This window comes from Micromonospora sp. WMMD1120, assembly GCF_029626235.1.
GTDB lineage: Bacteria > Actinomycetota > Actinomycetes > Mycobacteriales > Micromonosporaceae > Micromonospora.
In genome coordinates this window covers 6,722,274-6,735,577 of record NZ_JARUBO010000005.1, presented here as the reverse complement: position 1 = coordinate 6,735,577, position 13,304 = coordinate 6,722,274, and the positions used below count along the sequence as shown (strand labels likewise).

The window sequence follows — 13,304 nt, the reverse complement described above, 5'->3', positions numbered from 1 at the left end:
ATGAGCGATGTCGCGGTGGCCGACGCCACCCTTCGCTACACCGGGGTGAGCGTCGGCTACCACGGCACGCCCGTGCTCACCGACGTCGACATCGACCTGATCCCCGGGCAGCGCCTGGCCCTGATCGGGCCGAACGGCGCCGGCAAGTCCACGCTGATCAAGTCGATCCTCGGCCTGGTTCCGGTTCTCGCCGGCAGGTCCACCGTGCTCGGCCGCGCGCCGGCCAAGGCCCGGGCGCTCATCGGTTACGTGCCCCAGACGGACTCCCTCGATGCCGACTTCCCGGTGACCGCGGGCCAGGTCGTCATGATGGGCCGCTACCGGCGCATCGGCTGGTGGCGCCCCACCCGCGGCGTCGACCGTCGAACAGTCCACGAGGCGCTCGACCGCCTCGGCCTCGCCGACCACGCGAAGACCCACTTCGGCGTGCTCTCCGGTGGCCAACGCCAGCGGGTGCTGCTGGCCCGCGCCCTCGCCGCCGAGCCCCGACTGCTGTTGCTCGACGAGCCGTTCAACGGCATCGACGTGGTGAGCCAGGACGCCATCCTGTCCGTCCTGCGCGAACTCAGCGCCGCCGGAACCACCCTCGTGCTGAGCACCCACGACCTGACGCTCGCGCACGAGTTCGCCGACACGGTCTGCGTGCTCAACGGCCGGCAGTGGGCGCTCGGCCCGCCCGAGGAGACGTTGACCGCCGACACGCTGCGCCGCGCGTACGGCGGACACGCCATCGAGTTGAGAGACGGCCGAACGGTGTTGGTGGAGCCATGATCGAGCCGTTCACCGTACCGTTCATGGGACGTGCCCTGGCCGAACTCGCGCTGCTCGCCCTCATCTGCGGACCGGTCAGTGTCTTCGTCTTCGTCCGCCGTCTGTCGTTCGTCTCGGACGCGCTCACGCACACCGTCTTTCCCGGCGTTGTCATCGGGTTCCTGGCCGCTGGCATCGAGGGCGTCGTCGTCGGAGCGCTGGTCGCCGGCGTCGTGACCGCTGTGGTGTTGACAGTGCTCAGCCAGGGCGGGGCGCTGTCCGACGATGCGTCCACCGCCGTGGTGCTCACCGCCATGTTCTCGATCGGTGTGGTGCTCGTGTCGCGGCGCTCCTCGTACACATCGGATCTGACGTCGTTTCTCTTCGGGCGCATCCTGACGGTGACGCCGCGCCAGATCGCGGAGACCGCCGTGCTGGCGGTCGTCATCCTCGGGTTGCTGCTGATCAGCGCCCGCGCTCTTGTCTTCCGCACCTTCGACCCGGCCGGCGCCGCCGCCGCCGGCTTCCGGATCGCCGGGCTCGACCTGCTACTCAACGTCATCGTCGCGCTCGTCGTCGTGGCCGCGGTGCGCGCGGTCGGCACCATCCTCGTGGTCGCGCTGCTCATCGTGCCGGCCGCGGCCGCCCGCCTGCTCACCACACGCCTGGCGCTGATGGCGGTGATCGGCACCGGTCTCATCCTCATCGCCGCATACGGCGGTCTGCTCGCCAGCTGGACCGCCTCGGTCGACTACGGCATTGCCCTCACCTCGGCCTCCGCCGTCGTCCTGCTGCTCGTGCTCGCCTACCTGCTGCTGCTCCCGCTGGGCGCGCTGCGGTCACGGCGCAACCACGGGCGGATCGTCTCCGACGCAAGGAGGTCCCCACATGAACTGGTGGGATGACGCGCTGCACCGGGCCACTGCCGAAGTGCTGCTCGCCGGGGCGCTCGCCGGACTCGTCGGCGTTCACGTCGTGCTCCGCCGGCTGTCCTTCTTCACCATGGCACTGACCCACGCCACGTTCCCCGGGGTGGTGGCCGCCTCCATCATCGGCGTCAACATCATCATCGGCGGTGTGGTCGCGGGCGCGGTCGTCGCGCTGGGCGTCGCCGCGCTCAGCCGCCACCGAAGCCAGAACACGGCAGCGGCGACCGGCGTCCTGCTCTCGGGCGGCTTCGCGCTCGGCGCCGGGCTCGTCGCCACCCAGAGCGGCTTCAGCAGAGACCTGACATCGTTCCTCGTCGGATCGATCCTCACCGTCAGCCCGCAGGATCTGGTGACCACCGCGGTGGCGCTCGTCGTCGTCGCGGCCGTCCTGGCCGCCTGCGCCCGCCCGCTGCGCTACACCGGCTTCGACCGGCACGGCGCGCAGGCGGCCGGCTTCGCCACCGGAGTCTGGGACGTCGTGCTGCTGCTCGTCATCCAGGTGGCGGTCGTGACGATCGTCCCGGCCATCGGCACGATCCTCGCCCTCGCCCTCATCGTGGCGCCGGCAGCGGCGGCGCGCCAGTGGTCGCACCGGCTGAGCATCATCACCGCCCTCGCCGTCACACTCGGCGCGATCAGCGGGCTCGGTGGTCTGTACGCGTCGAGCCGTTGGGACGTCGCCGCCGGCGCGAGCATCACCCTGACCGCCACCGCGATCCTGGCGCTGTCGACAGTGCTGTCCCGGTTGGTCTCGTTCCGGCCCACCGCGATCACCGGCCTGCCGGCGGGGCCGGCATGAGCACCGCACACCTCGACGTCACGAGGCGCGCGCTGGACCGGGCGGTCGTCGTGCTGCGCGCCATGGCGTACGAGCACCGGATACGCATTCTCGTCCTGCTGCAGGAGGGCGACCAGACGCCCGCCTCACTGGTGGAGGCGATGTCAGTCGATCCGACGCTCGTCGCCCGCCACCTGCGGTACCTCAGGGACGCCCGGTTGATCCGGCGCAAGCGTCGCGGTCGGGAGGTCACCTACACCTTGCCGGGTGAGGCCACCAGGAGACTCATCACGGAGGTGCTGCGCCACGCCGAGAACTCGGCCTGAGTGTCGCACCCGGCGCGTTAGTACATCAAACGGTGTACTGTTTCTCCGGTGGAGACGGTGACGCACGGGCAGGTGCTGGCTCGCTTCGGCCACGCCCTGTCCGACCCGATCCGGGCGCGGCTGCTGCTGGCCCTGCGCGAGCGGCCCGGCTACCCGGCGGAGTTGGCGGACCTGCTGGGCACGACCCGGCAGAACCTGTCCAACCACCTGTCGTGCCTGCGTGGCTGCGGCCTTGTGGTCGCTGTGCCGCAGGGCCGCCGGATTCGTTACGAGTTGGCCGACCCCCGGTTGGCGCATGCCCTTGCCGACCTGCTCGGTCTCGTCCTGGCCGTCGACCCGGCCGCGTGTCCGGCCGCCGGCGAAAAGGGCTGCTGCTGATGTCCCTGCCCCTGGTCGACCCGGGGCCGGTGGTGCCGTCGCCGGCTCGCCGGCAGATGCTCACCCGCCGGGTCCGCCTCCTGGTCGCCGCCACCATCGGCTACAACGTCGTCGAGGCGGTCGTGGCGATCACCGCCGGCACCATCGCCTCGTCGACCGCCCTGATCGGCTTCGGCCTGGACTCGATCATCGAGGTGTCGTCTGCGGCCGCCGTGGCGTGGCAGTTCACCGGCCCCGACCCGCAGGCCCGGGAGAAGGTCGCGCTGCGGGTCATCGCGGTCTCGTTCTTCGCCCTCGCCGCCTACGTCACCGTCGAGTCGGTACGCGCACTGGTCGGCGGCGTCGAGGCCGAGCATTCCACCGTCGGTCTGGCGTTGGCCGCGCTGTCCCTGGGGATCATGCCGGGGCTGTCGTACGCGCAGCGCCGTGCCGGCCGGGAACTCGGCTCCCGTTCGGCGGTCGCCGACTCCAAGCAGACCCTGCTGTGCACCTACCTGTCCGCGGTCCTGCTCGTCGGCCTCGCGGTGAACAGCCTCTTCGGCTGGTCGTGGGCGGACCCGCTCGCCGCGTTCGTCATCGCCGCCGTGGCGGTCAAGGAGGGCCGCGAGGCGTGGCGCGGTGATGCCTGCTGCATCGTTCCCCTGGCCGAGCCGGTCGCTGGCACCCGCGCCGGTGTCACCAGCGGCGCCGGTGACGGATGCGGATGCCAGCCCGGCTGCTCCTGCTGCGCTGCGGACTGACGGGATCAGGGCCCTCCGCGGGCTACGGGGTGGCCCGTGTGAGGAAGGCTGTGATCGTCTGGAGGATGGCGAGGGCCAACGCGCGACAGCGCGCTCCGGTTTCGAGTGTCTTTCGAATAACGCTGCGGGGAGGAGGGTAACCGAGGATCAGGCCGTACCTTGGCGGTTTACCCGCCCCTCCCGGGCCGCCTTCGACCGGCTGTGGTCGCGCTCGGTGCCGGCTGACCCGGTTGCGGTGCGCTCGTGCCGCTGGTTCGGCGAGTGCTCCACCGTGGCCCCCTGCCGACCCCGTGCGCCGCTGCCCGGGTGCCGGCGGCCTCGCGCCGACTCGCCGCCGCTGTCATGCTTGTTACGCTGTTGGCTACCCATGCCGGGGCGGATACCCCGTGCCTCGGCGCCCATGCTTCGAGCGGGACGGCTTTGGCGAAGGACGCCGAGCTGTCGAACACGGCCGGCGGACGCTGCACGTCTCATCATCGACCTGCCGTTACAAGACCCGAGCGAGCCCAGCGACGAATGGCCGTGATCCGCGATGCCAGGTAACGGGCTCGTATCTCCGATGTCGGGTTGAGGGGTCCATCACCAGGCCGTAACCGGTCCGGCCGGCTGCAGCTGTTGCGCCACACCACGAGCGACCCTGACGGTACCGGTTGCTGACTTGTTTGTTCCTGCGAGAGTCGAAGCAACTGATCGAGACCAGCGAGGTCCTGCACCCGGACTATCCGCCCACCACCGAGCCGACTCTGCTGAACAAGCCACTGCGAATGGCCACCCGACAGGGCCGGCGGGAGGGACGACAGTGAAGGCGCTGGTCTGGGAGGGAGCCAACGAACTCGCGGTGCGGCAGGTTCCCGACCCGCAGATCCGCAACGAGCAGGACGCCATTGTGCGGGTCCGTCGAACCGTGACCTGCGGTTCGGACCTGCACCTGCTCGGCGGGTACATCCCGTTCATGGAGCGCGGCGATGTCCTCGGGCACGAGTTCCTCGGCGACATCGTCGAGGTCGGTCCGCAGGTCCGCAACCACAAGGTCGGCGACCGCGTCGTCGTCTGCTCGTTCGTCTCCTGCGGCAAGTGCTGGTACTGCCAGCAACAACAGTTCTCGCTGTGCGACAACGGGAACACGAACCCGATGATCACCGAGAACATCTGGGGCGCCGCGCCTGGAGGCTGCTACGGCTACTCGCACGCACTCGGGGGCTTCGCCGGCAGCCACGCCGAGTACATCCGCGTCCCCTACGCCGACCAGGGCGCCTTCACCGTTCCTGACGAGGTGAGCGACGAGCGCGCGCTCTTCGCCTCCGACTCCGCGCCGACGGGATGGATGGGCGCTGACCTCGCCGGGGTCAAACCGGGCGATGTCGTGGCGGTCTGGGGTGCCGGCGCGGTAGGGCAGATGGCGGCTCGGGCCTCCGTGCTGCTTGGTGCCGATCGGGTGATCGTGATCGACCGACTCGACAACCGGCTCCAGATGGCCCGGACACATCTCGGCGTCGAGACGCTGAACTACGAGCAGCAGGACGTCAGTGGTGAATTGCTGGAGCGCAGTGGCGGTCGAGGCCCCGACGTGTGCATCGAGGCAGTGGGAATGGAGTCGCACAGCAGCGGTCCGCAATTCTGGTACGACCAGGTCAAGCAGCAGCTGCGCATCGAGTCCGACCGCCCGATCGCCGCCCGGGAGGCGATCTACAACTGCCGCAAAGGCGGCAGCGTGTTCATCTTGGGCGTGTTCGCCGCCCTGGTCGACAAGTTCCCGCTCGGTGCGGTGATGAACAAAGGGCTCACGCTGCGCGGCGCACAGCAGCACGGACAGCGCTACATTCCCATGCTGCTGGAGCGGATGGCCCGCGACGAGCTGGTCACGGAGCATCTCGCGACACACACGATGCCGTTGGACGAAGCGCCGCGCGGCTACGAGATGTTCAAACAGAAACTGGACGGATGCGTACGAGCCGTCTTCCAGCCCACCAACCGATGATGCCGTCGCCGTTGCCCGTCGCACGGTAGCGCGACCCCGGCGGCCTGTACCCGCTCGGCTCGCGCCGCTCGGACGAGCGTGGGCGACCTGGCCTGAACGGACGGATTCTTCCAGCCCGAGGAGCTGGAAGAACCGGCCGACCTGTTCGTTGAACCGGACGAAGCTGAGCGGGGGTAGTTCGAAGCGTGCGGGCTGGGCGGCCGGCCCCGTCGCCGGGCCGCCGGCTGATGCGGTGACCGTCGGTGCCCCTTCCGGGCTCCGGAAGCCGGCGGGCGAGGCGGGCTGACCGGCAGGAGGTGTGTGCTCGCCGGTCGGTAGTGGCTGCTCCGCGCCGACGAGGACGACGTCGCGGGCGTCCTGAGTGGTGACGGTGACCGTGACGGGGCTCTTGGAGTCGTTGTAGATCATGGCGTGCAACGGCGCGTCCGCGCCGGCGCGGTAGCCGTCGACGCCGGGAAACGGCAGGAGCACCTCGCGTACTGGCCGCCACTTCGGTCAGCGCATTTCGCGGAAGAATCCGGTGAGGTCAGTCGGGTTTTGACTGCGTTTCGAGTGGTTGGTGGGTTGGCGCGTTGATCGTTTCCCGGTCCGATTGTAGGGGTGCGGGGCTGCGCCATTGGGCGAGCAGGACGGTGGCGTCGTCCTGGAGGCGGTCGTCCTGGTGGTTGAGGATGGCGTGCACGAGCCGACGGGCGGTCTCGGGCAGCGGCAGTCGGTCGGCGACTGCTTTGGTGGCGAACTCGACGAGGCGTTCCATGCCGAACGTCTCGCCTTCGGGTGTACGGGCTTCGATGATGCCATCCGTGTAAAGCAGCACCTGGTCGCCGGGTTCGAGGGCTTCCTCGACGACGACCGGTGGGCGCCGGTCGCCGAGGGTGACCGGGAGAGCGGTCGGGGTGGGCAGAACCTTGACGACCTTGCCGTCGCGCAGCACGATCCCACCGGGGTGACCGGCGGAGATGACCTGCAGGATTCCGCTGCGCTGGTCGAGCTCGGCAAGCACCGCAGTGATCATCCCGTACCGGTCGTGGTCGCGGACCGCGACGTCGATGTGATGGTAGGTGGCGGTCAGGTCCAGGCCGGTGCGGCGGGCGTTGCGGTAGGCGGCGAGGGCGATGGAGGCGAGCACCACGGCCCGCATGCCGGCACTGGAGCCATGGCCGGCGGCGTCGAACAACGCGAGGTGCGCGATGTCACCGTTGACCGCGTAGTCGAACGCGTCGCCGCCCACGTCGTAGCACGGTTCGAGGATGCCGCTGATGATCAGGTGCCCGGTCGAGAAGGTCAGCGGCGGTAGCTGCGCGCGCAGCATCTCCGCGGCCAGTTGCATTGGGGCCCGGCGCCGGAGCCGCTCGATCCTGTCGCTGTACGAACTTCGCGTGACGACCAGTTCGGCGAGCAGGGACGCGACCGCGGCGCAGTCGTCGACGCTCTCGTCGGCCATCGGGACGTCGGTGACAACTTCCAGCACGCCCATGCGCTCGCTGCCGTCGAGCACCGGCACCCAGACCCGCACGCCGTCAGCGCCGCTGGTGCTGACGCAGGTCGACGCGGTGCTGAACGCTCGTCCGGCGAGCGTGCCGTCAATGTCGATCGAGTCACGGGCGGGTGCGCTGCCGCCCAGCAGCGGGAGCAGCAGCCGCTGCTGATGGTCCACGAGGTAGATCACCAGGGCACGTGCGTCCAGTAGAGGCGCCGCCCGCATCGCCATCTCCGGCAGATCATCAGGACGGGCATGGTGCGACTGCCGCAGCAACTGCCGCAGCGATTCCAAGCTGCTCACAAGCATCCTCCCACGGACCAGCCCGTAGATTGTCACTCAGGACCAACCAGGAGGCTCTTGCTGCAAGTCCACGTCACGTTAGAGACCAACCTCCGCCACTGTTGGCCGCCGTGCAGGCGCCCAGCGCGTCGCAGCGGTCCAGCTTCGCTACGCCGCGATGGTGTTCCTGACCTCTGCCACGCCGTGCGACCCGGCTGCCCGCCGCAATAGTCGCGAGACCGTCGAGCCCCCGAAGCCGGTGGACACCCTCGTCGGTCTGTTCAGTCACCGTCGCACCGCAGGCGCCGCCTTGCAGGTCGCCAACCAGATGCGTCGTCGGGTCAATGTGCTATCCAACTCCATGGACCGGCATTCGCCGAACGGGTCAACGGTGTCGGAGCCGACTGGTGCGGCGGCCCGTCGTGTTCGTCGACACGCTGGACGCCGGTAGTACCGCGCCGATCCTCACCAGGCAGTCCGCGCGCCCACGCAGCGCCTCGACCGTGCCAGGCAGGCCCAGTCTGGCGGCCTCCGCGGCGGCGAGGTCCTGCAGCAGCGGTGCCACCCCGCCAGCACCGAACTGAAAGCCGAGTTGGCTGTGGTAGCTGCGGGCGGCCGCGATCTTCGCGGCCAGGTAGCCGCCGATGTCGACGCCCGCCTCGACGGCCCCGGGTGCGCCGACTCCTGCGGACGCCGCCCGTTGTCGACTGACGTACGGCACGTCGCGCCACCACAGGCCGTCGGGCGCGAGCCGTGCGACGGTCGCGGTGACGACGCGGTGGTCGACGTGATCACCGAGGGCCTGAGGCGCGAGGACCACGTCGGCCTCTGCCAGGTGTGGGCGGAGCATCGGGTCCAGTGCCGCCGTGATCCGGTCGTCGGCCCGGACACCGGTGAAGAGCGCGGCCGCGTCGGGATACCCGCGGTGCGGTGCCTCGGGCAGTGGCAGATGTACGGGTTGCACCCCGAGCATCGCGCAGGCCGCGGCGTCCTCTGCCCGGCGCACCGCCATGTAGTCGACGTCGGCGGTGAGTCCCTTGTCGAGCTGGCAGGCAAGGGCGAACGGCGAGGGGTCCGGCACGCTGGCGGTGAAGCAGGTGACCACGCGTACCGTCCAGCTCGCCGCGACCAGTGCCGCGAGAGTCCCGCCGATGGAGAACACCGCGTCGTCCAGGTGCGGACTGACTGCCACCGCAACCCCGGAATTGCCGCCTGCCGGGGCTTCCGAACCCGGCGCGATCCGCGCTGTCACAGCAGGTGCGGCGCCGCGCGGAAGCGACAGGTCGGGTCGACCGGCGGATCGGTGATTTCCGGGACGGCCGGGGTCAGCCCGTCGTAGACACCGGTGATCTGGTCGGCGATCACCGGCCAGCTCCACTGCCGCTCCACGTCGCGGCGGCCCTGCTCGGCGAGCCGACGGCGCAGCGCCGGGTCGTCGAGCAGGCGACGCACGGCCGCCGCCAGGGCAGCCGGATCACCGGGCGGCACCAGCAGGCCGTTCTCGTCGGGGCGGACACAGTCGCGGACGCCGACGACGTCGGTGGAGATGACCGGCAGGCCGCTGGCCAGCGCCTCCAGGATGGTGTTGGAGAAGCCCTCGGCATAGGTGGGGCTGACGAAGACCTCGCCGCGGGCATACACCTCGTGGGCCCGTTCGTAGGGCACCGCGCCGAGCAGCTCGACCACGTCGGCGAGGCCGAGCTCGGTGATCCGGCTCGCGACCGCGTCAAGGTCGGGGCCGATACCCGAGATCAGCAGCCGGACCGGCACCGCGTCCGCGCGCAGCTTGGCCACCGCGTCGAGCAGATCGAGTACGCCCTTACGGGCGTCGACCCGGCCGTGGTAGAGCAGCACCGCCGGGTCGGAGACCCGTCCCGGGGACGCGACCGGTACGAACCGTTCGACGTCGGTGGCGCCGGGTACGACGGTGAAGCGGGTCGGATCGAGGTCGTGTCGTCGGCAGACCTCGGCGGCGAACGACGGCGAACCGATCAGCAGTGCCGGCGCGTGCGCGAAGACCGCCCGCACCAGCTCGCGATGGGTGGTGCAGCAGGTGCCGACCCAGTGACCGTCGCCGCCCTGCACGGAGACCACGGCGGGTAGCCCGGTCGCCCGCGCGGCCCGCAGCACCGCCAACCCGTTCGGGTAGGCGTACTGCGCGTGCAGCACGTCGAAGGGTCGGCGGGCGTGCAGCCGCAGCACCATCTCGGTCATCCTGGCCACGTCCGCCTCGAAGTCCGCGGGCTCACCCCGGCCCACGGCCTGCTCCCCGTGCGCTTCCAGGGCGTGCACCTCGACCCCCGGAGGCACCCGGTCCGCCGGGGGTGGACCACCGCCGTACACGGCGCGACCCGCGCTGTCGCCCCGGTATTGGGATACCAGGGTCGGCTCGTGGCCGGCACGCACCAGGTGGTGAAGCAGGTTCTCGGCGTACGCGCTCATCCCCGAGACGGCCGGCCAGTAGCGGCGGGACACGAAGCAGATCCTCATCAGGCGTCGACCTTCAGCTCGGCGGTCGTGTTCGGTTGCTGCTCGGCGGCGCGCAGCGCGGCCAGCGCGGCGGGCACCAGGGTGTCGGCTCTGTGCGCGTCGCGGGAGAGTTCGAGGCTGACCAGACCGGGGTATCCCACATCGGTCAGCGCGCCGAGCACCGCGGGAAAGTCCAGGTCGCCCTCGCCCGGTGCGCGGTGCTCGTGCCGACCGCGGGGCATGTCCTCGATGGCGCAGGCGCCGAGCCTGCTCGCGAAGACCCGGACGGCGGCGTCCGGCGCGTACCGGCCGGATACCAGGCAGTGCCCGGTGTCCAGGGCCAGGGTGAGACCGGGGATCTGGGCCGCGAGACGGGCCCAGTCGTCGCAGTCGTCGACCAGCATGCCCGGTTCCGGTTCCAGCGCGCACGTCATGCCGTGCCGCTCCGCGTACTCGACCACGCTTCGAGCCCCGTCGACCAACCAGTGCCAGCTGCGGTCGCGGTCGGCGCCGGGCTCCGGCACTCCGGCCCAGAACGACACCGCCTCGCTGCCGAGTCCGACCGCCACGTCAACACAGAGGCGCAGGAAGTCACGCCGCCGGATCCGATCCTCCTTGGTCGGCGAGACCAGGGTCGGGTGGTGCTTGCGTCGCGGATCGAGCAGGAACCGCGCACCGGTCTCCACCACGCTCGCGAGGCCGAGCGCGTTGAGGCGGCGCGCCAGCCGACGGGTGCGCCCGGCGAGATCGGGCGCGTACGGGTCGTGGTGGGCCACGTCGAGGGTGAGTGCGACGCCGTCGTAGCCGCAGTCGGCGAGCAACGTGAGCGCATCGTCGAGGCGGTGCGAGGTCAGGCCGTTGGTGTTGTAGGCGAATCGCAGGCTCATTCCCCACTCCGGGCGACGACGTGCCGGCTCGGTTCGCGGTACAGCGGGTAGAGCGGTCCGATGGTCCGGGCGACCGCGTCCAGGTCGAGCCAGGCGTCGCCGCCCAGTCGCTCCCGGCCGGCCGGGTCGAGGACCACCGGCGCGGCACCGTCGTGCGGGGGCGCCCCGAGCCCGACCAGCGGCGATTCCCGCTCTATCAGCCGCTGTACGCCGCGCGCGGCGATCCGTCCGTACGACATGGTTTCCGCCTCCAGACCGGGCACGATCACCTTGACCGCCGCCGCTCCGTCCCCGGGTGCGACGACGACGAGGACGTCGAAGTCGGCCAGTCGTTGTAACAGGTCGACCAGTAGCGCGGTCGGGTCGTCCAGGCTTCCGGGCGCGACGGTGGGCAGAGCGCTGAAGAGCACCGTGCTTCTGCGGGCCAGCACCACGGGCTCCAGCAGGGCCCGTAGCTGTCCACCGTCGAGGTGGGTCCATTCGCGCATCGCGGTGAACGCCCGGGTTTCCTGGGACTCGACCGGCCGGGCGAGTTCCCGCCGCCAGTACGCCTGCGGGGTGACCCGCCGCAGGGTCTCCAGCGGCCCGTGGGAGAAGACCTTGCGGGAGCGGGAGGAGACGTACTCCAGCAGCGCCTTGCGCAGCGCGGTCTCCCGGTCCGGGTGGGCGGCCTCCCCACATGCGGTGACGGCGAGCGGTGGGGTGTCCGGCTCTCGGTCGATGCCGACGACGTGCACGTCGACCAGACCGAAAGCGGTCGAGGCGAGCTTCGGGATCACCTCGATGTCGGCGTTCCGCAGGCGATCGAGGGTCGCCCGGGTCACCGGGTCGCGGATCTCGTCGAGGTCGATCGCGACGCCGGCGTCCATGGCGCGGAAGGCGGTGGTGTTGCCATCGCGTTGCAGGAGCTCCAGCAGGCCGTGTGCGACAGCCCGTTCGATCGTGTCACCCGCGCCCGACCCGTTGGTGATCACCGTGATCAGTCGCTCGGCCGGGTCCTGCCAGGGCAGGTCCTCGCCGGCGGAGGCGCAGAACTCCGCCGGCACCAGCACCGTCTCGCCGGTGCGCCACCGCGTCGTGGGCAGCCAGGAGCGGGGCTGGTGGTCGTCGACAGTCGTTCCGGCGGCAAGCACCAGCGACCGTGGATCCACCACGCCGGCCGGGCCCACCTCGGCGCGAAGTTCGGCGTACGAGGCCCGCCGGGGCACCATGGCTCGCAGCTGTCCGTGCAGCAGCAGCGCCTCCGCCAGCTCGCCGTAGGCGCCGGTGCGCGCCTGTTCGACAGTGGCGCCGTAGCCCACGGCGGCGGCCCGGGGCCAGCCGTCGCCGAGGTGGTCGGCGGAGATCACCGGCAGACCGATCCGGTCCAGTCCGGACACGTCGAAGTCACCGACCTCGCCGGGCGGCAGGGCGTCGGCGAGCCGGTCGGCGACCGACAACGCCGAAACGGTCGGGGTACGCGGTTCGACGGCTCGCCTCACGTCAACTCCTCGATCGGGATGGGCCCGGCCGTCGGCTGCCCCCGCAGCTGCCGGTCGAACAGGGCGAGCACCTGCCTGCGGGAGACCGGTGCGGCGTACTCGAACGGAGTGGCGACCGCGTCGAAGTCGAGCGTCTCGACCAGGTCGCGGGCCCGTGCCACCTCGGCGTGCGAGAGCGGGATCTGGGCGTGGAAGGCTTTGTGGCAGGAGAGCGCGGTAGGTGTCCCGCCGGCCAACTCGACCTTGATCAGGTCGCCGACGAAGAGAATTCCGCGCCGTTCGTCGTGCAGCACGTTGTGACCGGGAAAGTGGCCGCCGCTGCGGTGGATCACCAGGCCGGGCGCGAGCGCAAGCCGATCGTCGGTGGGCCAGGTCACCTGGAACGCCTTGGTCCAGACGAGGTCGTCGACGCCGATGGCGAGCACCGGCGGGGCGAGTTCGTCCTGGAGCTGCCACAGGGCGCCGTACCCGTGCACGTGGCTCGCGCCGAGGGCGACGAGGCCGCCGCGGGCGCGCAGGTCGGCGAGGGCTTCCGGCGGGTACCAGCCGGCCGCCTCCCAGCCGACCAGACCGGCGTCGGTCTCGATCACCCAGCCGGTGCTGCCGAGCCCGAGCTGCGGCTCGGACCAGTAGCCGGTCACCCCGGGAGCGACCTCGGTCCACAGTGCCCGACGGCCGACGGCCACCTCGTCGGCGGCGTCGAACTGCCAGCCGTCCTCGGGCAGTGCGTTGCGCACGTCCGTGCAGACCGGGCAGGACGACGGGGCCGCGAACCAGCGCTGCCAGTGGCCGCAGTTCGCGCAGGCGTACGGGCGCAGGGGCACTG

At 70.9% G+C, this 13,304-nt stretch carries 14 protein-coding genes; 8 read left to right on the top strand and 6 right to left on the bottom strand.

Translation table 11 applies throughout. The annotated features are described in order from the left end of the window. The 8 genes from O7634_RS30090 to O7634_RS30055 all read left to right on the top strand — a co-directional run bounded on the left by O7634_RS30090 (position 1) and on the right by O7634_RS30055 (position 5,879). Positions 1-771 (top strand): metal ABC transporter ATP-binding protein, encoded by a 771-nt coding sequence (locus tag O7634_RS30090; protein WP_278153518.1) that lies wholly within the window; start codon positions 1-3, stop codon positions 769-771. Beyond that, a complete protein-coding gene (locus O7634_RS30085) occupies positions 768-1,655 on the top strand; it encodes a metal ABC transporter permease (protein ID WP_278153517.1) in 888 nt (295 codons plus the stop codon). The genes O7634_RS30090 and O7634_RS30085 overlap by 4 nt, the downstream gene beginning before the upstream one ends. After that, the gene (locus O7634_RS30080; protein WP_278153516.1) at positions 1,639-2,478 is read left to right on the top strand and encodes a metal ABC transporter permease; all 840 of its coding nucleotides are present in this window, start codon (positions 1,639-1,641) and stop codon (positions 2,476-2,478) included. The genes O7634_RS30085 and O7634_RS30080 overlap by 17 nt, the downstream gene beginning before the upstream one ends. Further along, positions 2,475-2,783 (top strand): metalloregulator ArsR/SmtB family transcription factor, encoded by a 309-nt coding sequence (locus tag O7634_RS30075; RefSeq protein ID WP_278153515.1) that lies wholly within the window; start codon positions 2,475-2,477, stop codon positions 2,781-2,783. The genes O7634_RS30080 and O7634_RS30075 overlap by 4 nt, the downstream gene beginning before the upstream one ends. A gap of 48 nt (positions 2,784-2,831) precedes the next feature. Next, positions 2,832-3,161 (top strand): metalloregulator ArsR/SmtB family transcription factor, encoded by a 330-nt coding sequence (locus O7634_RS30070; protein WP_278153514.1) that lies wholly within the window; start codon positions 2,832-2,834, stop codon positions 3,159-3,161. Continuing rightward, a complete protein-coding gene (locus O7634_RS30065) occupies positions 3,161-3,901 on the top strand; it encodes a cation transporter (RefSeq protein WP_278153513.1) in 741 nt (246 codons plus the stop codon). The genes O7634_RS30070 and O7634_RS30065 overlap by 1 nt, the downstream gene beginning before the upstream one ends. Positions 3,902-4,563: 662 nt before the next feature. After that, a complete protein-coding gene (locus O7634_RS30060; protein WP_278153512.1) occupies positions 4,564-4,704 on the top strand; it encodes a hypothetical protein in 141 nt (46 codons plus the stop codon). Beyond that, positions 4,701-5,879, top strand: a complete 1,179-nt coding sequence (locus O7634_RS30055; RefSeq protein ID WP_278153511.1) for a zinc-dependent alcohol dehydrogenase — start codon at positions 4,701-4,703, stop codon at positions 5,877-5,879. Before O7634_RS30060 ends, O7634_RS30055 begins: the two co-directional genes overlap by 4 nt. A gap of 526 nt (positions 5,880-6,405) precedes the next feature. On the opposite strand, the gene O7634_RS30050 is transcribed toward O7634_RS30055, so the two are convergent. From O7634_RS30050 to O7634_RS30025, 6 genes are all read right to left on the bottom strand, one after another. Beyond that, positions 6,406-7,662: a PP2C family protein-serine/threonine phosphatase gene (locus O7634_RS30050; protein ID WP_278153510.1), complete on the bottom strand. Its 1,257-nt coding sequence runs from the start codon at positions 7,660-7,662 to the stop codon at positions 6,406-6,408. Between the two features lie 364 nt (positions 7,663-8,026). Further along, on the bottom strand, positions 8,027-8,833 hold the full coding sequence (locus O7634_RS30045; protein WP_278153509.1) for a PIG-L family deacetylase: 807 nt from the start codon (positions 8,831-8,833) through the stop codon (positions 8,027-8,029). Positions 8,834-8,889: 56 nt separating this feature from the next. Further along, positions 8,890-10,131, bottom strand: coding sequence for a glycosyltransferase family 4 protein (locus tag O7634_RS30040; protein WP_278153508.1), 1,242 nt, complete (start codon positions 10,129-10,131; stop codon positions 8,890-8,892). Continuing rightward, a complete protein-coding gene (locus O7634_RS30035) occupies positions 10,131-10,997 on the bottom strand; it encodes a sugar phosphate isomerase/epimerase family protein (RefSeq protein ID WP_278153507.1) in 867 nt (288 codons plus the stop codon). Before O7634_RS30035 ends, O7634_RS30040 begins: the two co-directional genes overlap by 1 nt. Next, complete coding sequence (locus tag O7634_RS30030) at positions 10,994-12,478, bottom strand: YcaO-like family protein (protein ID WP_278153506.1); 1,485 nt, start codon at positions 12,476-12,478, stop codon at positions 10,994-10,996. Before O7634_RS30030 ends, O7634_RS30035 begins: the two co-directional genes overlap by 4 nt. Beyond that, positions 12,475-13,302 (bottom strand): hypothetical protein, encoded by an 828-nt coding sequence (locus O7634_RS30025; RefSeq protein WP_278153505.1) that lies wholly within the window; start codon positions 13,300-13,302, stop codon positions 12,475-12,477. Before O7634_RS30025 ends, O7634_RS30030 begins: the two co-directional genes overlap by 4 nt. Positions 13,303-13,304 lie beyond the last annotated feature (2 nt).